The 19,536-nt window shown below is 45.0% G+C and carries 18 protein-coding genes and 14 tRNA genes; 4 read left to right on the top strand and 28 right to left on the bottom strand.

Features of this window, described 5'->3' with window-relative positions:
* Positions 1 to 119: 119 nt before the first annotated feature.
* Positions 120 to 1,145 carry an IS110 family RNA-guided transposase gene (locus J8N69_RS14855; protein ID WP_168827663.1) on the top strand — a complete coding sequence of 342 codons (1,026 nt, stop codon included), beginning with the start codon at positions 120 to 122 and terminating at the stop codon, positions 1,143 to 1,145.
* Positions 1,146 to 1,599: 454 nt separating this feature from the next.
* Here the strand turns inward: J8N69_RS14855 and J8N69_RS14850 are convergent, their stop codons facing one another.
* The 22 genes from J8N69_RS14850 to thrS all read right to left on the bottom strand — a co-directional run bounded on the left by J8N69_RS14850 (position 1,600) and on the right by thrS (position 12,440).
* Positions 1,600 to 2,928, bottom strand: a complete 1,329-nt coding sequence (locus tag J8N69_RS14850) for an OmpP1/FadL family transporter (protein WP_168827661.1) — start codon at positions 2,926 to 2,928, stop codon at positions 1,600 to 1,602.
* A 427-nt stretch (positions 2,929 to 3,355) separates the two neighbouring features.
* A tRNA-Asp gene (locus J8N69_RS14845) sits at positions 3,356 to 3,432 on the bottom strand.
* Between the two features lie 32 nt (positions 3,433 to 3,464).
* A tRNA-Val gene (locus J8N69_RS14840) sits at positions 3,465 to 3,540 on the bottom strand.
* Positions 3,541 to 3,684: 144 nt separating this feature from the next.
* Positions 3,685 to 3,761, bottom strand: a tRNA-Asp gene (locus tag J8N69_RS14835).
* Positions 3,762 to 3,811: 50 nt separating this feature from the next.
* Positions 3,812 to 3,888, bottom strand: a tRNA-Asp gene (locus J8N69_RS14830).
* 51 nt (positions 3,889 to 3,939) lie between these two features.
* A tRNA-Val gene (locus J8N69_RS14825) sits at positions 3,940 to 4,015 on the bottom strand.
* A gap of 48 nt (positions 4,016 to 4,063) precedes the next feature.
* Positions 4,064 to 4,140, bottom strand: a tRNA-Asp gene (locus J8N69_RS14820).
* A gap of 50 nt (positions 4,141 to 4,190) precedes the next feature.
* Positions 4,191 to 4,266: transfer RNA gene (locus tag J8N69_RS14815), tRNA-Val, on the bottom strand.
* Positions 4,267 to 4,314: 48 nt separating this feature from the next.
* Positions 4,315 to 4,391: transfer RNA gene (locus J8N69_RS14810), tRNA-Asp, on the bottom strand.
* A gap of 51 nt (positions 4,392 to 4,442) precedes the next feature.
* Positions 4,443 to 4,518: transfer RNA gene (locus tag J8N69_RS14805), tRNA-Val, on the bottom strand.
* A 42-nt stretch (positions 4,519 to 4,560) separates the two neighbouring features.
* Positions 4,561 to 4,636 (bottom strand) — tRNA-Thr (locus J8N69_RS14800).
* Positions 4,637 to 4,679: 43 nt separating this feature from the next.
* A tRNA-Thr gene (locus J8N69_RS14795) sits at positions 4,680 to 4,755 on the bottom strand.
* A 40-nt stretch (positions 4,756 to 4,795) separates the two neighbouring features.
* A tRNA-Thr gene (locus tag J8N69_RS14790) sits at positions 4,796 to 4,871 on the bottom strand.
* Positions 4,872 to 4,934: 63 nt separating this feature from the next.
* Positions 4,935 to 5,010: transfer RNA gene (locus J8N69_RS14785), tRNA-Thr, on the bottom strand.
* Positions 5,011 to 5,024: 14 nt separating this feature from the next.
* A tRNA-Pro gene (locus tag J8N69_RS14780) sits at positions 5,025 to 5,101 on the bottom strand.
* A 334-nt stretch (positions 5,102 to 5,435) separates the two neighbouring features.
* Complete coding sequence (locus J8N69_RS14775; protein WP_123094463.1) at positions 5,436 to 5,732, bottom strand: integration host factor subunit alpha; 297 nt, start codon at positions 5,730 to 5,732, stop codon at positions 5,436 to 5,438.
* A gap of 4 nt (positions 5,733 to 5,736) precedes the next feature.
* Positions 5,737 to 8,121, bottom strand: a complete 2,385-nt coding sequence (pheT, locus tag J8N69_RS14770) for a phenylalanine--tRNA ligase subunit beta (protein ID WP_168826316.1) — start codon at positions 8,119 to 8,121, stop codon at positions 5,737 to 5,739.
* Between the two features lie 22 nt (positions 8,122 to 8,143).
* On the bottom strand, positions 8,144 to 9,139 hold the full coding sequence (pheS, locus tag J8N69_RS14765) for a phenylalanine--tRNA ligase subunit alpha (protein WP_168826314.1): 996 nt from the start codon (positions 9,137 to 9,139) through the stop codon (positions 8,144 to 8,146).
* Between the two features lie 129 nt (positions 9,140 to 9,268).
* A complete protein-coding gene (gene rplT, locus J8N69_RS14760; protein WP_112139413.1) occupies positions 9,269 to 9,625 on the bottom strand; it encodes a 50S ribosomal protein L20 in 357 nt (118 codons plus the stop codon).
* A 47-nt stretch (positions 9,626 to 9,672) separates the two neighbouring features.
* Complete coding sequence (gene rpmI, locus J8N69_RS14755; protein ID WP_012070284.1) at positions 9,673 to 9,867, bottom strand: 50S ribosomal protein L35; 195 nt, start codon at positions 9,865 to 9,867, stop codon at positions 9,673 to 9,675.
* Positions 9,868 to 9,960: 93 nt separating this feature from the next.
* Positions 9,961 to 10,494 carry a translation initiation factor IF-3 gene (gene infC, locus J8N69_RS14750; RefSeq protein WP_168826312.1) on the bottom strand — a complete coding sequence of 178 codons (534 nt, stop codon included), beginning with the start codon at positions 10,492 to 10,494 and terminating at the stop codon, positions 9,961 to 9,963.
* Between the two features lie 8 nt (positions 10,495 to 10,502).
* Positions 10,503 to 12,440 carry a threonine--tRNA ligase gene (gene thrS, locus J8N69_RS14745; protein ID WP_168826310.1) on the bottom strand — a complete coding sequence of 646 codons (1,938 nt, stop codon included), beginning with the start codon at positions 12,438 to 12,440 and terminating at the stop codon, positions 10,503 to 10,505.
* A gap of 250 nt (positions 12,441 to 12,690) precedes the next feature.
* Here thrS and J8N69_RS14740 point away from each other — a divergent pair, with 250 nt between their 5' ends.
* Positions 12,691 to 13,317 (top strand): O-methyltransferase, encoded by a 627-nt coding sequence (locus J8N69_RS14740; RefSeq protein WP_168826308.1) that lies wholly within the window; start codon positions 12,691 to 12,693, stop codon positions 13,315 to 13,317.
* A gap of 94 nt (positions 13,318 to 13,411) precedes the next feature.
* On the top strand, positions 13,412 to 14,113 hold the full coding sequence (locus J8N69_RS14735) for a GIY-YIG nuclease family protein (protein ID WP_168826306.1): 702 nt from the start codon (positions 13,412 to 13,414) through the stop codon (positions 14,111 to 14,113).
* 69 nt (positions 14,114 to 14,182) lie between these two features.
* On the opposite strand, the gene J8N69_RS14730 is transcribed toward J8N69_RS14735, so the two are convergent.
* The 4 genes from J8N69_RS14730 to ppiC are packed head-to-tail and all read right to left on the bottom strand — an operon-like array spanning position 14,183 to position 16,912.
* Positions 14,183 to 15,529 carry a class II 3-deoxy-7-phosphoheptulonate synthase gene (locus J8N69_RS14730; protein WP_168826329.1) on the bottom strand — a complete coding sequence of 449 codons (1,347 nt, stop codon included), beginning with the start codon at positions 15,527 to 15,529 and terminating at the stop codon, positions 14,183 to 14,185.
* A 43-nt stretch (positions 15,530 to 15,572) separates the two neighbouring features.
* Positions 15,573 to 16,184: a helix-turn-helix domain-containing protein gene (locus tag J8N69_RS14725; RefSeq protein WP_168826304.1), complete on the bottom strand. Its 612-nt coding sequence runs from the start codon at positions 16,182 to 16,184 to the stop codon at positions 15,573 to 15,575.
* Positions 16,177 to 16,608 (bottom strand): TIGR01244 family sulfur transferase, encoded by a 432-nt coding sequence (locus J8N69_RS14720; protein WP_168826302.1) that lies wholly within the window; start codon positions 16,606 to 16,608, stop codon positions 16,177 to 16,179. Before J8N69_RS14720 ends, J8N69_RS14725 begins: the two co-directional genes overlap by 8 nt.
* Positions 16,609 to 16,633: 25 nt before the next feature.
* Positions 16,634 to 16,912, bottom strand: coding sequence for a peptidylprolyl isomerase PpiC (gene ppiC / locus J8N69_RS14715; protein ID WP_168826300.1), 279 nt, complete (start codon positions 16,910 to 16,912; stop codon positions 16,634 to 16,636).
* 132 nt (positions 16,913 to 17,044) lie between these two features.
* Between ppiC and J8N69_RS14710 the strand changes: the two genes are divergently transcribed.
* Entirely contained in the window at positions 17,045 to 17,842 is a 798-nt protein-coding gene (locus tag J8N69_RS14710; protein ID WP_168826298.1) for a response regulator, read from the top strand.
* Between the two features lie 84 nt (positions 17,843 to 17,926).
* Here J8N69_RS14710 and mutT read toward each other — a convergent pair whose 3' ends face one another.
* A complete protein-coding gene (gene mutT / locus J8N69_RS14705) occupies positions 17,927 to 18,301 on the bottom strand; it encodes an 8-oxo-dGTP diphosphatase MutT (protein ID WP_229426381.1) in 375 nt (124 codons plus the stop codon).
* 11 nt (positions 18,302 to 18,312) lie between these two features.
* Positions 18,313 to 19,533 (bottom strand): bifunctional glutamate N-acetyltransferase/amino-acid acetyltransferase ArgJ, encoded by a 1,221-nt coding sequence (argJ, locus tag J8N69_RS14700; protein ID WP_168826295.1) that lies wholly within the window; start codon positions 19,531 to 19,533, stop codon positions 18,313 to 18,315.
* Positions 19,534 to 19,536 lie beyond the last annotated feature (3 nt).

Below are 19,536 nucleotides of genomic sequence, written 5' to 3'. Positions count from 1 at the left end.
ATTGCTTCATAAACGTTAGATCACGCCTCGTTCCTCGGCTAATCCAATGGTATGGACTCCTCCCCAATTCAGCTGAATTTCGGTAAATTGGGGGGCGACCAAACCAAAGGAGCCATACCATGAATAATAATACGACAATTTGTATCGATTTAGCGAAAGAAGTTTTCCAAGTTGCTGTCTTCAACCAAGCTGGTAAAGCCAAGTTAAATAAAGAAGTCACAGCGAAGAAGATGTGTCTCATCATTGCCCAGTACCCTGATGCAGCGATCTATATGGAAGCGTGTGGTTCAGCACATCATTGGGCTAGACACTTCACGGCATCAGGCCATAAAGTGGGCCTAATTCCTCCTCATATTGCCGCAAAATACCGAGTGGGTAATAAGAATGATAAAAATGATGCCATGAGTATTTATGAGGCGAGTAGAAGCCAGCAGTTACACTGCGTTCAGATCCGTACATTAGAGCAGCAAGATATTGCTACATTACATAAATTCCGCGAAGGCTATAAGAAAGAACGAAACCAAATTGCCAATCGCCTTCGCGGTTTTGGCCGTGAATATGGGGTTAACTTTGCGGTAGGAATCAGTAAGCTCCTTAAGCAAGTGCCTATTACGCTTGAAGATGCTGAAAATGAAATGACCGTCGTTGCACGCAGGATAATATTTAGACTGTTAGAGCAACTTAGACATGTGATCATGCTGATGGCAGAAGTGACCGATGAGATTAAAACGATAGCGAAACAGATTGACGCCTGCCAACGGCTTGTTCAACTGCCCGGTGTCGCTTGGCTCGGAGCCAGCATGATGTATGCTAAGTTCGGTTCGGCTGAGTGCTTCAGACGTGGCCGAGATGCCAGTGCCAGCATAGGCCTTGTACCCGCGCACAGTGGCAGTGGCGGTAAGGTCACCATCGGCGGGATTACCAAGCGAGGCGATACGTATCTGCGTACGCTCATTATTAACGGGGCCCGATCTTTGGTCATTCATGTTAAAGAAAAAACAGACGGCTTGAGTTGTTGGATAAGGCAACTACTCAGCACGAAAGGGTTTAATAAAACCATAGTGGCCGTCGCCAACAAACTGGTCAGAATGGCGACAGCCATGCTGAAAAGTGGGCTTGAATATCGTCAACCTGTCGCACAGTAACGATGATGTTCAATAAGCCAGTAAATAGAGAAAGTACCAACCTAGGCAGTTAGCAATATAGATTGAACGGAATGAACAGCTAGCAAGCAAACCAAATGAAACCTGAGTAGGTCAGCGGCTCTTGAAGCCATAATTCCGATAAGGCGTTTGGTTTACACGGCGAATAAAGCCGTTAAGGTCTGGAGTAGCTCTCCATAATAAGACCGAATATACGAAAGCTAACGCAAGTTTGTTATGACCGTTGATAAGTATTGTTAATAAACAAGTGGAGTACGCATGATTCTTTATTAAAAAATAGGGATGCTATCGTTGCATCCCCAGAGGAGTCCATATATGACCTACAACTAAAGCCAAAGAACTGCGCATGGTGCATTAGAAGTATTTCAGACACAAAAAAGCCGACGTTCAATTGATTGAACGTCGGCTTTTTTACAGCTTAATAATCAGAAATAATTTAGAATGCCATGTTCATCGCAACTGAAACGACATTAGCTGATGACTTATAATCAGCATCTAACGTGCCACGAGAAGCGTCTTCTTGACCACTAGCCGTGAAATTACGATTAACAGACACATCCTCGATCATTACATGTGTGAAAGCAAAAGTCGCCGACGTCATGTCGTTAAAGTCGTAAGTTCCGCCAACAGAAATCCATTTACGGTCGCCATCTGGGGTACGAGCTGAACGATATTTATCGGTTACTGGCGAATTATCCATGGCCACGCCTGTTCTTAGCGTCAACTTATCAGAATGTGCATACGTCAAACCAGCAGAATACATCCACTGATCTTCAAAACCAAAAGTAAGTTCTGAATTGTCTTGCTCACTATCAAAATCAATATTGATACCATCCATAGCTCCCCAGCCGGTACGAATAGCGGTCAAACCTAGCATCAACTTAGGTGTTAGATCTTGCTCAAGACTCAAGGTAATTACTGATGGAAATGTAATTGAATCACTGACATCGGCATTAACTAGATTAGCAGCACCAGCTAACCCTGCAGACACATCTGTATACTTCACATCACCTTTAAAATCAAAATCTACTTCACTGCGATAACCCAAACCCAAACGAGTGCCTTTTCTTGGCTCTAGCGCCACACCCAAACTATAACCGTAACTGGTATCATCTGCCTCTATACGGCCAATCCCTTCTCCTCCAGCTAAAGTTGTAGTTGTACCAACAGCCGACTCCAATACAACTTCTGCTTTATGAATTTGCACACTCGCACCGACCGATGCCCAATTATTGACGCGATGCGCCAACGCAAAGCTCAGTGCTATATCCTGAATTGCCGTTTCTGTGGCGTGAAAGCGACCAGCCCAATCTTGCCCATAGTCACCAGACAAACCGAACGGCACATTCAAAGAAATGCCTGCTACTGTTTTATCAGAAAGCGGTTTTGCAAAATAAAAAGCTGGCACCAAGGTATTATCAACGGAATCTTGCGTTGCCCCATCAGCAGTTAAATCCTTAGGTCCACCAAGTACAGATGGACTAGTTGGAGTAGCATCCTTAGCAGAATTTACTGTCACGTCCATACTTGGCATGACGTAAGCACCCGACACATAGACAGTGGTTTCTTTGGCGTTAACAAACAGTGCGGGGTTCCAGAAGCTGGCAGAGATATCCTCATTCGAAGCGGCAACACCGCCTAAGGCTTTACCAGAAGCGGTAGCACTGTGATCATTTAAAGCAAAACCCGCCGAATAGGCAGTAGACGCTGCCGCCACAGAGGCGGCAACCAAGCTTGCTCTAAACAAAAATTTTGAGGTAGTCATAAATAAGCTCCATTGTTATTTTTATTGGAAATTTTATTGTTGATCATTAAGTCACTTATACGCTTCAAGTATAGAAGCACATGATCTGATATTACCAGTAAGTATTTCTTGCGCAATACCCTATTAACAAAATAGCGTACCAAAAAATAAAAATAGTCAGCAAAGCACGCACGATGAGGCGCAACTAGCAATAAAAACTAGCAGAAGATTAGGTAGAATGAGCAAAAGGCAAAACGGCAGAGAACAAGGAGGCGTTAAAAAATAAATAACTAGATAATCAATGGAAAGTTTGGAGACATGAAGCAACAGGATGCCGAAGCACTAGGTACTCGAAATACGCTTTGCAGATAGGTGAAAATTAAGAAATGAATAATCTATATAATTGAGGCTATTACTACTTGATGCTTACTTTTAATCAGTAAGTAAATGGCGGAATGGACGGGACTCGAACCCGCGACCCCCTGCGTGACAGGCAGGTATTCTAACCAACTGAACTACCACTCCGTTTTCATAGATTTTTAACCACTTTCTATCAGTGGTGGGTGTGGAGGGGTTCGAACCCCCGACATTCGCCTTGTAAGGGCGACGCTCTCCCAACTGAGCTACACACCCAATAACGCTTTCACATCTTAACAATGAGGATGTTTTCTAACCCTCGGCATCTAGCACCTTGTAAGAACTAAGTTCTCCAACTGAGCTACACACCCATCGTAATGATGGGTATTTCTTTAGCCTATTTACTCTATCAAAAGTAAATGGCGGAATGGACGGGACTCGAACCCGCGACCCCCTGCGTGACAGGCAGGTATTCTAACCAACTGAACTACCACTCCAACACTGTGTATTTTTCGTCTCAGCAGACGTACCTTTTACATCGGTAAGATGGCGGAATGGACGGGACTCGAACCCGCGACCCCCTGCGTGACAGGCAGGTATTCTAACCAACTGAACTACCACTCCAACACAAGTGTATTTTTCGTCCCAGCAGACGTACCTTTTACATCGGTAAGATGGTGGGTGTGGAGGGGTTCGAACCCCCGACATTCGCCTTGTAAGGGCGACGCTCTCCCAACTGAGCTACACACCCATCGCAATGATGGTATTTCTTTAACCTATTTACTCTATCAAAAGTAAATGGCGGAATGGACGGGACTCGAACCCGCGACCCCCTGCGTGACAGGCAGGTATTCTAACCAACTGAACTACCACTCCAACACGGTGTATTTTTCGTCCCAGCAGACGCACCTTTTACATCGGTAAGATGGTGGGTGTGGAGGGGTTCGAACCCCCGACATTCGCCTTGTAAGGGCGACGCTCTCCCAACTGAGCTACACACCCATCGCAATGATGGTATTTCTTTAACCTATTTACTCTATCAAAAGTAAATGGCGGAATGGACGGGACTCGAACCCGCGACCCCCTGCGTGACAGGCAGGTATTCTAACCAACTGAACTACCACTCCAACACAAGTGTATTTTTCGTCCCAGCAGACGTACCTTTTACATCGGTAAGATGGTGGGTGTGGAGGGGTTCGAACCCCCGACATTCGCCTTGTAAGGGCGACGCTCTCCCAACTGAGCTACACACCCAATGCTTGCTTAACATTCTCCAATCTTACTTTATTAAGTAAGTGGTGCCGCCACCAAGAGTCGAACTCGGGACCCCCTGATTACAAGTCAGGTGCTCTACCAGCTGAGCTATAGCGGCTAAACGCTAAATCAAATTTTACATTACAACCCAAAGGAAGTAATGGTGCCGCCACCAAGAGTCGAACTCGGGACCCCCTGATTACAAGTCAGGTGCTCTACCAACTGAGCTATAGCGGCCTTACATAACGCAGTTTACCTTCACTCACTCCCTAAGAAGTGGTGCCGCCACCAAGAGTCGAACTCGGGACCCCCTGATTACAAGTCAGGTGCTCTACCAACTGAGCTATAGCGGCCTTTATAAAAGCAAAATCTTTTTTTGATCTTGATCTTTAAAAGATCAAGACTTTGACCAAATCTGGTGCCGCCACCAAGAGTCGAACTCGGGACCCTCTGATTACAAGTCAGATGCTCTACCAACTGAGCTATAGCGGCAAATCTTCAAATTTTGGTCGGGACGGCAGGATTTGAACCTGCGACCACTAACACCCCATGCTAGTGCGCTACCAGGCTGCGCTACGCCCCGAAACCAACAGCAAAAAAGTTAAACTCTGTCGCTGTCAGCGGGTGCGTATATTACTATAACGAATTGAAAAGGGAAGACTTTTATTAAGTTTTTTTAAATTTAATCAGACAGCTAGAATTCCATCGATCCATCACTTAAACATTGATCTAAATAGTATTCTATTTTATGCGGTGGTTATTGACGGCGATACGAAAAATGACAGCAAGACAGCCACCATCAACACCACTCACAAAGCGAGCACTCGCCTACGCCATGGAGTATATGAACTACTGTTTCCCTTTAGCAATAAAAAAGCCACCTCAAAAGGTGGCTTTTTAAACAGATAGCAATAACGCTATTCTTGCATATAGTCTTCTACTTTTGACTTAAGCTTTTGCCCAGGTCGAAAAGTAACAACCGTTCGCGCCGTAATAGGGATTTCCTCTCCCGTTTTAGGGTTTCGACCAGGGCGCTGACTCTTTTCGCGCACTTCAAAATTACCAAAGCCCGACAACTTAACTTGCTGTCTCTCTATCAACGAATGACGCACGACATCAAAAAAACCTTCAACAAGATCTTTTGCGTCTTTTTTGCTTAGACCAATCGAGTCAACTAAGTTTTCAGCAAGGTCCGCTTTTGTCAACGATCCCATAAATCTACCCCCTTACAACGGCTCCTAACTGCTCAGACAAAGCTGCAACAGTTTGCTCGACAGAGTTGTTCACTTCTTCATCACTAAGAGTGTGTGAAGGATGCTGCCACGTCAAGCCCAAAGCGACACTTTTTTTCGTGTCATCAATGCCTTGGCCCTGATAAACATCAAAAACCAAGACATTTTTAAGCGCCTCACCAGCCGTTGCAGAAATAACTTTCTCCAAGGCACTTACTGGCACAGAGCGGTCAACCAGTAACGCCAGGTCACGACGCACCTCTGGGAAGCGAGACACCACCTCATATTCAGGCAAGGTCGCATTCAACACCGCACTCAATGCAATATCAAATACATAGATAGGTTGATTCACGCCTAACGCCTTTGACAGTTGCGGATGCAACTCCCCCATCAACCCAACAAACTGCCCCTCTAAAAAGAGGTCTGCTGAGCGCCCAGGATGCAAAAACTCACACTCAGAACGCTCATAAGTTGGTTTACCGCCATCATTCAAAGCAAACAAGGCTTCAACGTGCGCCTTTAGATCATAAAAATCGACCTTCTCGCTACCGTGATACCAAGCTTCAGGATGACGAGTCCCCGCTATAAGGCCAGCCACTTGCTGTTGCTGATCTAAATCTGCCAACGCATCAACTGAGCCAATGAAGCGACGGCCCGTTTCAAACAAACGCACACGTGACTGCTGACGATTTTGATTATAAAGATACGCTTTAACCAATCCCGGCACCAAACTTGGACGCATTACCCCCATATCGGCTGAAATAGGGTTCGCCAATGGAATGGGCTCAATTTTCGATAGAAATTGTTTACTCAAGTTAGGATCTATAAAGCTGTAAGTCACCGCTTCCTGATACCCCTGTGAGACCAAGATAGAACGCAATACTTGGATCTGGGCTTTTGTCTCAGATAAAGGCGTGAAATTCACCGCGGCTTGAGGCATAGACGAAGGAAGGTTGTCATAACCATAGATACGCGCCACTTCTTCAATCAAGTCTGCTTCTATCGCAATATCAAACCGATGCGATGGCGCTTTTGTCGTCCAAGCCTCGTCAGTGATTTCAACCATCTGCAAACCAAGACGCGTTAAAATATCCGTCACCAAGTCTTTATCGATAGACATGGCCAAATACTGATCGAGCTTTTTACGGCGCAGAGTTACCACTGCCGCTTCAGGCAAAGAAGCCTCATTAACCGCATGCGTAATAGGACCAACTTGACCGCCCGCTATTTCTACAACCAGCGCGGTCGCTCTTTCAATGGCTCGCTCTTGTAGCGTGGCATCTACACCACGCTCAAAACGATGAGACGAGTCGGTATGCAAGCCATATGAGCGCGCTTTACCGGCTAATGCAAGCGGCGCAAAAAATGCACTTTCAAGAAAGATATCTTGAGTTTCAGCGTTAACACCAGACCCTTCACCGCCCATCACACCCGCAATAGCCAGTGGTGCTTTTTCGTCTGCAATGACCATAGTGTCTTCACGAAGTGAAATTTCCTGCCCATCTAACAAGACAATTTTTTCACCCTCATTCGCCATACGAACAACAACAGAACCTGATAGGTTGGCCAAGTCAAACGCATGCATTGGCTGACCCAACTCAAGCATCACATAGTTGGTGATATCGACAACTGGATCAATAGAACGAATGCCACTGCGACGAAGCTTCTCAACCATCCACAAGGGAGATTGCGCTTTTATATTGACACCACGAATCACTCGCCCAAGATAACGAGGACAAGCTTGCTTCGCATCAACGCGAACAGGAAAAGCGTCATCAATCGTAACATCCGCAGGCGTCACCTTAACCGGCGTCACGTCAGTCTTATTTAAAACGCCAACTTCACGCGCCAAGCCAGCAATACTTAAACAGTCACTACGGTTAGGCGTTAAATCCACATCAATGATTTGATCATCAAGCCCTAAAAAAGCCCGAAAGTCTTCACCGGCTTTAGCAACAACAGGCAACTCCATAATACCGTCGTGATCATCACTCAAACCCAATTCAGACGCAGAGCACAACATGCCGAAAGATTCGACCTGACGCAGTTTCGCCTTCTTGATTTTAAAATCCGCACCCAACACAGCGCCAATTTTAGCAAAAGGAATCTTGATACCAGGACGCGCATTGGGCGCACCACAGACCACTTGAAAAACCTCAGAACCATCAGACACTTGGCAAACCTGCAGCTTGTCAGCGTTTGGATGAGGTTCTGCACTTATAATGTCACCCACCACCACACCCGAAAAATCAGAGGCAACAGGCAAGACCTCATCTACTTCAAGGCCAGCTAGGGTTATCTGAGCCACCAAATCATCGCTACTGATGTCTGGATTGACCCACTCTCTTAGCCAATTCTCACTAATTTTCATAAAAACATCCTAGGTCGACGGGTTACTTGAACTGCTTAAGGAAGCGCAAATCGTTTTCAAAAAACATACGCAGGTCATCTACTTTGTAACGCAGCATCGCGAAACGCTCTACTCCCATACCAAAGGCAAAACCTGTGTATTTTTCTGAATCAATACCCGACATTTCCAATACTTCTGGGTGCACCATGCCGCAACCTAACACTTCCAACCAAGACTCTTCACCTTTGCTGTTAGTTCGCATGATATCCACTTCGATAGAAGGCTCGGTAAATGGGAAATAACTGGGGCGAAAACGCACCTTCAAATCATCCTCAAAAAAGACATTCAGAAATTGCTGTAAAATACCCTTCAGATCGGCGAAAGAAATATTTTCGTCAATCAGCAAACCTTCTACCTGATGGAACATAGGCGTGTGTGTTTGATCCGAGTCACAACGATACACACGACCAGGACAAATAATCCGAATAGGAGGCTGAGTCGTTTCCATTGTGCGCACTTGAACAGGAGATGTATGGGTTCTTAGCACGGTCGTTGGGTTAAAATAGAAGGTATCTTGCATCGCTCGCGCAGGGTGATGCGCTGGAATATTCAAGGCTTCAAAGTTGTGATAATCGTCTTCGATTTCTGGCCCTGCAGCCACATCAAAGCCAATGCCACGAAAAAAGGTCTCAATACGCTCCATGGTACGCGTTACTGGGTGCAATCCACCCACGTCTTGCCCCTTACCAGACAACGAAATATCAATACTTTCGGTCGCCAATTTGGCACTTAACGCCGCTTCAGCAAGGTAGGCCTTACGTTCTGTTATGTTATCCTGCACTTGGTCTTTTGCTTCGTTAACCATCTGGCCAAATTTTGGTCGGTCCTCTGCAGAAACATTACCAAGCTGTTTCAACAAAGCCGTTAGAGCGCCCTTCTTCCCCAAATAATGCACACGTACATCATCTAGTGCGGACTCACTCTCAGACGCAGCCACTGCGCTTAACGCATCAGCAAGAATCTGCTTTAGGTTTTCCATTTACACACTCCAAAAAATAAAATAGGGGAAGAACCATTGGCTCTTCCCCTATCAAAGACTGCATTGAGTCATTCGTTCTATTAAGACAGAATCCATCAAGATCGAACCACCCTAAGGCTACGTCAGAAATTAAGCCAAGCTTGCTTTCGCTTTTTCAACGATTGCAGCAAAAACTTCTTTCTCATACACAGCTAAATCAGCCAATACTTTACGGTCGATTTCAATCGCAGCTTGTTTCAAGCCAGCGATGAAACGGCTGTAAGATAGACCATTGATACGTGCAGCAGCGTTAATACGAGCAATCCACAAAGCGCGGAATTGACGTTTACGCTGACGACGGTCACGGTACTGATACTGACCAGCTTTGATAACCGCTTGTTTTGCTACACGAAATACACGGCTACGTGCACCGTAGTAACCTTTAGCTTGCTTTAAAATCTTCTTGTGACGGCGACGAGCCTGAACACCACGTTTTACGCGAGGCATAATATAAACCTTATACTAATAAATTAATGAACTAAAAAAATCGAGACTTAGATGTATGGCAACATGCGTACAATTAACGCTTTGTCGCTTTGCGCAATCTGGTTCATAGAACGAAGATGACGCTTACGCTTAGTCGATTTCTTAGTCAAAATGTGACTAGTATGAGACTGCTTATGCTTAAAACCATTCGCGGTACGTTTGAAGCGCTTAGCTGCGCCACTGTGTGACTTAATTTTGGACATGATAAAACCACTCTCGCATTCGTTAATGTTAGTGTAATTTCTTAATAATTTAGACATTAAGAGCCGAAGCCCTTAATGCTACGTTATTTAAAATTACTTCTTCTTTTTGGGGCCTAGCACCATAGTCAATTGACGACCTTCCATTTTCGCAGCTTGCTCTACTACACCATAATCCTCTAAGTCTTGAGCGACTCGATTCATAAGCTGCATACCAAGCTCCTGATGGGCCATTTCACGACCGCGGTATCGTAACGATACTTTGGCCTTATCCCCGCCTTCAAGGAAACGTATCAGGTTGCGGAGTTTTACCTGATAATCCCCTTCCTCCGTCCCTGGACGGAATTTCATTTCTTTAACTTGGATCTGCTTCGCATTTTTCTTTTGAGCCGCTTTCGCTTTTTTGGCCTCAAAGATATGCTTGCCGTAGTCCATGATTTTGCAAACAATCGGATCTGAATCAGCAATTTGCACTAAGTCTAAAGTAGCTTCTTGAGCTGCCTTTAGAGCCTCTTCAAGAGAGACAACGCCAACTTGTTCACCATCAGCAGCGATCAAACGCACTTCGGTAGCTCGAATGTTCTCGTTGATTAGAGGACGCTGCTTACTAGCGGTACGCCCACGATTCATATTACCTTTTATAGTACTATCTCCATTTCTTGTTTACGGCTACGGCGAGCAACTTCTTTTTGAAGCAAACCTTCAAATTCGGAAATACTCATCACTCCAAGATCTTCACCGGTGCGGGTACGAACGGCAACCTGTTGCTGCTCGACCTCTTTATCACCAACGACGATCATGTACGGCACTCGTTGAAGAGTATGCTCGCGGATTTTAAACCCGATCTTCTCGTTTCTCAAGTCAAGTTTTGCTCTAAAGCCATTTGAATTCAATGTTTTTGCCAAATCAGCACAATAATCTGCTTGGCGATCTGTAATGTTCATGATAACAACTTGCTCAGGCGCAAGCCAGACCGGAAAAGCACCTTCTGTTTCTTCGATCAATATACCAATAAAACGTTCAAGCGAGCCAACTATTGCACGGTGCAGCATAACAGGAGTTTGGCGTGAGCCATCTTCCGATACATACTGTGCACCCAAACGTGTCGGCATCGAGAAATCAACCTGAATAGTACCACATTGCCATACACGGCCAATGGCGTCTTTCAGAGAAAACTCAACTTTAGGTCCATAAAAGGCCCCTTCTCCCGGCAACTCTTCCCAATCCAAACCAGCCGAATCCAAAGCATCAGACAAAGACTTTTCAGCCTTATCCCACACTTCATCAGATCCCACACGCTGTTCAGGACGAGTAGATAAACGATAAATAATATTATCGAAGCCAAAGTCTGCATAAACTTCATGCAACAAAGCGATAAACTCAGACACTTCTTGCTGAATTTGCCCCTCAGTTACAAATATGTGGCCATCGTCTTGTACAAAATTACGCACGCGCATAATACCATGCAAAGCACCAGAAGGCTCGTTGCGATGACAAGAGCCGAATTCCGCCATGCGAAACGGCAAATCACGATAGCTCTTCAGGCCTTGATTATAAACCTGAATATGACAAGGGCAATTCATTGGTTTTACGGCGTAATCTCGGTTTTCTGAATGGGTCGTAAACATGTTCTCATGATACTTACCCCAGTGCCCAGACTTTTCCCACAGCACACGATCAACGATTTGTGGTGTTTTGACTTCCTGATAGTTGTTATCAAGCTGTTTCTGACGCATATACTGCTCAACCGCTTGATACAATCGCCATCCTTTAGGGTGCCAAAACACCATACCTGGCGCTTCTTCTTGAAGGTGAAAAAGGTCAAGTTTTTTTCCTAGTTTTCTGTGGTCACGTTTTTCCGCTTCTTCAATACGCGTCAAATACGCTTTCAATTCTTTTTTGTCATTCCACGCCGTGCCATAAATACGCTGCAGCATTTCATTATTTGAATCACCACGCCAGTAGGCACCAGCCAGTTTCATCAGTTTAAAATGACGCAACACACGAGTATTAGGCACATGAGGGCCACGACACATATCCATGTATTCTTCGTGATGATATAACCCCACCTCTGTTACAGACTCATCCATATCATCAATCAAGGCAACTTTATAGCGTTCGCCACGCTCAACAAACTGCTGGCGAGCATCCGCTACTGGCGTCATTTTTTTAACCACATCGTAATCTATTTTAACCAGTTCACCGATGCGCTTTTCAATGGCCGCCAAATCGTCTGGCGTAAATGGGCGTTCATAAGCAATATCATAATAGAACCCCTCGTCAATAACCGGCCCGATGGCCATTTCTGCGGTTGGATACAATTGCTTAACAGCATGACCAACAAGATGCGCAAACGAGTGGCGAATGATTTCCACACCTTCAGAGTCTTTCCCTGTAATGATGCTCAATTTAGCGTCATCAGAAATCAGTTCGCAAGCATCAACAAGTCGACCATCGATGCGGCCCGCCACCGTGGCTTTCGCAAGGCCAGGACCTATATCTTCAGCCACTTGCATGACAGTAACAGGATTTGAAAAAGAACGTTGGCTGCCGTCTGGCAAGGTAATTAAAGGCATTTTATTCCCCTATCGGAGTCAGTGGTGCTCCATACCAAAGAGCACATGTAAATTTCAGCGCATAAATTATCATTTTTCGATTATTCATGCGAATCTAATTTAAATATTGGTATTTAGCGCTACACAGCGGCCATCCACAAAAATCAAGCTCTTTTTATCTGTTTAAGCCATAGACATTCTCAGAATGGGGAGTAAAATTGGCATCCGTTTCACACCGACTTAACCAGTCACAAGCTTATTAAAAGGCCCTATGGATCTCTCAAATCTTGACGACTACTGCATTGAGACCACTCAAGCAGAACCTGACCTATTGATTGAACTGGTTGAAAAAACCTATTCTGACATGGGTTATCCCAATAAGTTATCAGGAAAAACCATTGGCCGCACCTTGAAGCTGCTGGCAAAAATTGCGCAACCTAAACGTGCGCTTGAGATCGGTATGTTTACTGGCTACTCGGCCCTTTCAATTGCGGAAGGCATGCCAAGCGACGGTAAGCTTATTTGCTGTGAAACCAACCCAAAAGCGATTGAATTCGCTCAGTCTTTTTTTGATCGTAGCGAGCACGGTAAGAAAATCCAAGCGATTTTTGGCCCTGCCTTAGATACGATCGAATCCCTTGAAGGGGAATTTGACTTTGTCTTTATTGATGCCGATAAGCGTAACTACCTGAATTATTATGAAGCGGTTATCCCACTTGTAAAATCAGGCGGTCTTATCATCATCGATAACTCCTTATGGCAAGGAAGAGTTCTAGACCCGAAAGAAAACAGCGACATGGCTGTCAACCAAGTTAACCGCTTAATTGCGCAAGACGAACGAGTTGAGAATGTTCACTTGAATGTTCGTGACGGTCTTAACATCGTCGTAAAACACTAATCCTATTTCTTATAAACCCCAATCGCCTTTGGGTCACCTTAGGCGATTGGGGTTTATGTGCTACTAAAAAGATATTACGTAAGAGGCAACGATTTTGGTCGTTTTTAAAATCACAAATAACATCTCCGGGAAGCACTACATTGGCACATCATTCAATAGTGGATTTCAACGATTCGAACAATATGTTGAAGCTGCAAATGAAGGCCTTGATTTCCCTCTATACAATGACATTAGGGAGAATGGCATTGCCGCGTTTACCGTTGAAGAGCTATTTGAAACCAGCGATAAACAAGAGTTATACGAACTAGAAACAGACTATATTTCTATCTATAACGGTGAAAGTTTACGCGGCTATAAAATCGCACAGACTGCCGAAAAAGCCGCCAATCCAACCTTTGGCAAAAAAGCACTGTTTGACGCCAATGGCGTATCAACGACAGAGCAACCAAAGAAAACCAGAAAAACTGTGGCGAAAAAGACCGTAGAGCTTCCAAAAAAAACACTTGAAGAAGCCCCTACAGCCAAATCCTTCTTTGGAGAACTCATCGGTGAAGACCGACTAGGTACTCCAGCGGCCACAGGCACACCGGAAAAGAAAAAAGCGCCCACTCGAACCAAAAGCAAAGCAAGCATCCAGAAGATGCTAAACGAAGCGGAAAAGGTATCGAAAAAAGAGCGTGAAGAAAAGCTCAAGTCACAACAGCAAGCGGAAGCCGAAGAAATGGCGTTAATTATGGCAAAGATAGACGTAACGTCGAAATCTGCCACGTCCACCTTTCGTCGTCGTAAAAGCTAAGTTTTATTGACCAATAAAAAGCCCATTTTGATTCGATCAAAATGGGCTTTTTTTGTTAACTTAAAATATCTAAGATCTGGCTTTTTTAAGCGTCTCGGAAATCATAAAAGCCAACTCTAATGATTGATCAGCATTTAAACGCGGATCACAATGTGTATGGTATCGATCCGCCAAATCCGCCTCGGTCACCTCAAAAGCGCCACCGACGCATTCGGTAACATTCTGACCGGTCATTTCAAAATGCACACCGCCAGCATAACTCCCCTCGGCATTATGCACTTGAAAGAACTGCTGAACTTCTCTTAGCACATCATCAACCCGACGAGTTTTATAACCCGTAGACGCTTTGACGGTATTACCATGCATCGGATCACTACTCCAAACAACCTGCTTACCTTCACGCTGAATGGCTTGGATTAGCTTAGGCATGCCCTCTTCAACTTTGTCCGCCCCCATGCGCACAATAATATTCAAACGACCCGCTTCGTTATGTGGGTTCAACACATCACACAGTCGCAAAAGGTCTTCAGGATCCATGGTAGGGCCCGCTTTCACTCCGATCGGGTTTTGCACACCACGCAAAAACTCTACGTGAGCGCCGTCTAATTGGCGAGTACGATCCCCAATCCACAACATGTGCGCTGAACAGTCATACCATTCACCCGTCAAACTATCTTTACGAGTTAAAGCTTGTTCATAGGGCAACAACAAGGCCTCATGAGAAGTATAAAAATCGGTTTCTTTTAGTTGGGCCAAACCAGGACCAATACCGCACGCCTCCATAAACTGCAAAGCATCGTCAATTTTATCAGCAACACCTTGGTAGCGACTTCCGGCCGGGCTAGCACTTAAAAAATCCAAGTTCCATTGATGCACTTGATGTAAATCCGCAAAACCACCTTGAGCAAAAGCTCGCAGCAGGTTCATTGTAGACGCGCTTTGATTGTACACCTGCACCAAACGCTCAGGATCCGGGATCCTAGCCTGCTCAGTAAAATCAATACCATTAATAATGTCGCCACGATAACTTGGCAATTCCACCCCATTAATCACTTCTGAGCCAGCGGATCTTGGCTTAGCAAATTGCCCCGCCATACGACCCACCTTTACCACAGGGCATTTGCCTGCGTAGGTCAATACCACCGCCATCTGCAGCATAACCTTAAAGGTATCGCGAATATTATTGGCATGAAACTCTGCAAAACTTTCTGCACAATCCCCACCTTGTAATAAAAACGACTGCCCATTAGCCACCTGCGCCAAGGCTTTTTTTAACTGACGAGCTTCGCCTGCAAAAACAAGCGGAGGCATTTTCCCCAATGTACTTTCAACTTGAGCCAGATGCTCAGCATTAGGATAAACCGGCTGCTGCAATGCCGTCTTTTCTCTCCAACTTGTTAATTCCCACTGTTTCATCACGCTCTACAACCTTCTTCTACAAATCATTTTCTAATGTTTATCAACGGGCAACTACCCAGAGTATTTCGGCATCTCTGACGGAAGTTGACACAACGGCATGGCCCATAGTGGCATCATAATACACGCTGTCACCTTCTTTTAATTCAATTGGCTCATAGAGCTCAGAGAAAAAATTAACTTTACCGCCTAAGACCAGCAAAAATTCTTCTCCATCGTGGCGAACCCACTCTTTAAATTCAGCAAAAGACCTTGCCCGCACCGTGGTTTTAAAAGGCACCATTTTTTTACGAGAAATGGAGTAATTCAACAACTCATGCTCATAGGTTGCTGTCGGATGAGGCTCACCTTTACCTTTGCGAGTAATGTCTCGCCTGCCCGCAATTGAGTAATCGCTCGCCTCAACAAAGAGTTGCGGCAAGTCCATTTCTAAGCCTTTTATTAGCTTCTGGACAATAGCAAAACTGGGGGAAACTTGATCGTTTTCAATTTTGGATAAGGTTGAACGAGCAATACCTGTCCTTTTCCCCACCTCTTCAAGTGTCCACCCCTTTGCAAGACGAATCTCTTTTACTCGCTTACCAAGCTCCAGAGGCTCAACAAAGCTATCAGGCTCAGACGCAGTAGCTGTTTCTAATGACGGACGACTAACCATAATTTACCAAAGGTGCCATAGCAGGGGCGCAACGTGAAAGATCAAAACCTTTCCCCGAAACTTGCGCTACCAACTCACTATAGTCACCCCCTTTACCCTGCTCTAACAACACCCACAACACCGAAGAGCGCGTACCCGTTCGGCAAAAAGCCAAGGTTTTTTTAGCAGATTCTAGAAACCTTCCTTGCAGATCAACATCATCTTGAGACAATTTAGATAGATCAATCGGGTTACTGACATATTCAAGCCCTAACGCTTCCGCCTCAATACGAAGACTTTCCCCAGTAGGCTGATCTTCTGACTCGGCTTCAGGACGATTATTAATGATTCTCTCAAACCCTTGCGCCTTAAGGTAAGCAAGATCGGCCTTAACAAGCTGAGGCGCAACAAAATAAAACACATCAAGCTGAACAGGACTACTCATAGAAACTCCCCCCTTTGGTATCAATTCAAGAACGGTATAACACTTTGATAAGATGAAAACCAAATTGCGTTTTAATAGGGCCCTGCACTTTTAATAAGGGACCACCAAAAACCACTTTATCAAATGCGGGCACCATATCACCTTTATGAAACTCACCAAGGTCACCCCCTTTTTTTCCTGATGGGCAGCTAGAAAACTGCTTAGCCAATTTATAAAAATCAGCGCCCTTATCCAATTTTTCCTTCAAAGACTCCGCTTCCGCTTTTGTTTTCACCAAAATATGACACGCACTTGCCGTTGACATCAAACCCCCTATCAATCAAATTCACTAGATAAAACATGTTAACCTATTTAGTATAATTGAATTAACCAGCAAACCATAAAATAGTCTTAGCAAAAGTGGTATCAACATCAATATATTAGGCGGCTTCATCATATGAGTACTTATGCAGCAATCAGCGACCTTTCTTTTCTTCTTGTGGAACCCTCAGACACCCAAAAGAAGATCATTACCAAAGCGCTGGAAGAAGCCGGTATAAAACAAATCGAATACGCCAATAACATACAAGAAGCCGTCGCCGTCATCTCTGCCTTCCCACCAGACCTCGTCATTTCCTCCATGTACCTTCCTGACGGCAGTGCAAACGATCTAATTGATAACATCAGAAACAATGAGTCCACTGAGAACCAGTGTTTTATGTTAATTTCCAGTGAGCGCAACAAAGAACACTTAGAACACCTAAGGCAATCTGGTGTCCTTGCCATACTGCCTAAGCCCTTTAGTCAAAAAGATCTTAAACGCGCCATTCACGCCACCCTCGACCTAATTGTGGAGGAAGAGATCAACTTAGAGATGTTTGATCCCAAAACCCTACGCGTCCTAGTAACCGATGACAGCCTAATGGCCCGCAAACACATCAGTAAAACGCTCAATACCATGGGAATAGGAGAGATAGAATTCGCAGAAAATGGCAAGCAAGCCATTACACTGCTTAATGAAATGGAATTTGACCTAATCGTCACAGACTACAATATGCCAGAAATGGACGGGAGGGAGCTCACAGAAGCCGTTCGTCTTGACCCCGCATTAGCACATATCCCCATCCTCATGGTGAGCTCAAATTCGGAAGACAGCCAATTATCAAACATCGCCCAAGAAGGCGTTGACGCCATTTGCGGAAAGCCCTTTGAGCCTAGCGTAGTAAGAACACTGCTTGCCAAAATACTAAATTAAAAACAAAAAAAGAGCTTCAGCGTTCAGCGAAGCTCTTTTTTAAACTAACCAAACAATAACCGGCTAGACTTGAGCAACAACCCATTAAGCTTGGGCAATTAGCGCTTCAACAATTACCTTGTTAGCCGCTGGAAAATCATACGACATCAAATCCTCAACAGTAACCCAGCGAACTTCCTGTCCCTCTTTTCCTAAGGGGTCACCATCAAATCCGACGACTCTATAAAAATACAGCTCAACCTGCTTATCGCCGTAGTCGTGAGCAATTATTTTAAATAAAGAGTACTCGGTTATGGCGATACCGCACTCTTCTTTTAATTCCCTGGCCAAAGCAACCTCGACAGACTCGAGAGGCTCACACTTACCACCAGGAAACTCCCACAAACCACCTTGATGCTGATCCGACTTTCTTAGTGCAATAAAAACCGCATCACCACGTAAAATAATACCCGCAGCCACCCTCACCAACATTAGGTACGATACTCAGCGTTAATAGTCACATATTCATGAGAAAAGTCTGTTGTCCAAACAACATCAGAGGCGTCACCCATTCCCAAATCAACGATAATGTGAATCTCTTCCGGCGCCATTGCTTGCTTGCCATGCTCTTCACGATAATCTGGAGAACGACCACCGTCACGAGCAATTTCAAAGCCATTAATATGCAACTGAACACAATCAACGTCTAAATTCTCTACACCCGCACGACCAACAACAGCCAAAATACGCCCCCAATTTGGGTCAGAAGCAAACAAAGCCGTCTTAACCAAGGGAGAATGCGCAATTTCAAACGCCGTTTTAGTGGCATCACTTTGCTTCGCTGCGCCCGCCACTTCGACGGTCACAAACTTAGTCGCGCCTTCTCCGTCACGGACAATCGCATGCGCCAACTCTTGCATAACCTCGGTAAACGCCGCTATAAAAGCCTGAGCCAATGGCTCTTCGATAGAAGTTACCTTGGTATTTCCAGCCATCCCCGTTACCACAGCAATACAAGAATCATTGGTCGAAGTATCGCTATCCACTGTAATGCGGTTAAAACTTTTATTCACCACACTCTTCAATATAATTTGAAGAAGGTTCACATCCATCGCAATGTCGCTGCCGATATAGCCCAGCATGGTTGCCATATTCGGGCGAATCATACCAGCACCCTTCGAAATCCCTGCGATCGTATAAGTACGACCATCAAAGTCAAACGTCCGAACAGAGCCTTTTGGCAGAGTGTCGGTTGTCATAATCCCTACACCAGCAGAATGCCAATTATCAGGCGACAAATTAGCAAGCGCCGCAGGAATCGCCGCGATAATTTTATCAGCAGGCAGAGGTTCACCAATGACACCCGTTGAAAAGGGCAAGATAGATTCAACATTCACACCAACCTGAGCCGCCAAGGCGTCACACGTTTTTAGTGCTGTAGCCAAACCCGATTTTCCTGTACCAGCATTTGCATTACCCGTATTAATCAGCAGATAACGACTGCCTTCTAACCCTAAATGTCGCTGACAAATTCGAACAGGGGCAGCACAAAAAGCATTTTGAGTAAAAACCCCGGCAACAGAAGCGCCCTCACACAACTCAAAAATCACCACATCTTTTTTGTTAGGTCTTTTTATACCCGCCTCAGCAACACCAATTCGAATCCCCTTTATTTCGGGGATAAGAGGAAAATCATCTAACCCTACTGCCATTTA

Source organism: Marinomonas profundi, from assembly GCF_020694005.1.
In the GTDB taxonomy this organism is placed as follows: Bacteria; Pseudomonadota; Gammaproteobacteria; order Pseudomonadales; family Marinomonadaceae; genus Marinomonas; species Marinomonas profundi.
This window is presented reverse-complemented; position numbering and strand designations above follow the sequence as displayed.

Coding starts and splice junctions, on each gene's coding strand:
- J8N69_RS14855 (WP_168827663.1), top strand. CDS start 120: ATGAATAATAATACGACAATTTGTATCGATTTAGCGAAAGAAGTTTTC.
- J8N69_RS14850 (WP_168827661.1), bottom strand. CDS start 2,928: ATGACTACCTCAAAATTTTTGTTTAGAGCAAGCTTGGTTGCCGCCTCT.
- J8N69_RS14775 (WP_123094463.1), bottom strand. CDS start 5,732: ATGGGATCGTTGACAAAAGCGGACCTTGCTGAAAACTTAGTTGACTCG.
- pheT (WP_168826316.1), bottom strand. CDS start 8,121: ATGAAAATTAGTGAGAATTGGCTAAGAGAGTGGGTCAATCCAGACATC.
- pheS (WP_168826314.1), bottom strand. CDS start 9,139: ATGGAAAACCTAAAGCAGATTCTTGCTGATGCGTTAAGCGCAGTGGCT.
- rplT (WP_112139413.1), bottom strand. CDS start 9,625: ATGCCTCGCGTAAAACGTGGTGTTCAGGCTCGTCGCCGTCACAAGAAG.
- rpmI (WP_012070284.1), bottom strand. CDS start 9,867: ATGTCCAAAATTAAGTCACACAGTGGCGCAGCTAAGCGCTTCAAACGT.
- infC (WP_168826312.1), bottom strand. CDS start 10,494: ATGAATCGTGGGCGTACCGCTAGTAAGCAGCGTCCTCTAATCAACGAG.
- thrS (WP_168826310.1), bottom strand. CDS start 12,440: ATGCCTTTAATTACCTTGCCAGACGGCAGCCAACGTTCTTTTTCAAAT.
- J8N69_RS14740 (WP_168826308.1), top strand. CDS start 12,691: ATGGATCTCTCAAATCTTGACGACTACTGCATTGAGACCACTCAAGCA.
- J8N69_RS14730 (WP_168826329.1), bottom strand. CDS start 15,529: ATGAAACAGTGGGAATTAACAAGTTGGAGAGAAAAGACGGCATTGCAG.
- J8N69_RS14725 (WP_168826304.1), bottom strand. CDS start 16,184: ATGGTTAGTCGTCCGTCATTAGAAACAGCTACTGCGTCTGAGCCTGAT.
- J8N69_RS14720 (WP_168826302.1), bottom strand. CDS start 16,608: ATGAGTAGTCCTGTTCAGCTTGATGTGTTTTATTTTGTTGCGCCTCAG.
- ppiC (WP_168826300.1), bottom strand. CDS start 16,912: ATGTCAACGGCAAGTGCGTGTCATATTTTGGTGAAAACAAAAGCGGAA.
- J8N69_RS14710 (WP_168826298.1), top strand. CDS start 17,045: ATGAGTACTTATGCAGCAATCAGCGACCTTTCTTTTCTTCTTGTGGAA.
- argJ (WP_168826295.1), bottom strand. CDS start 19,533: ATGGCAGTAGGGTTAGATGATTTTCCTCTTATCCCCGAAATAAAGGGG.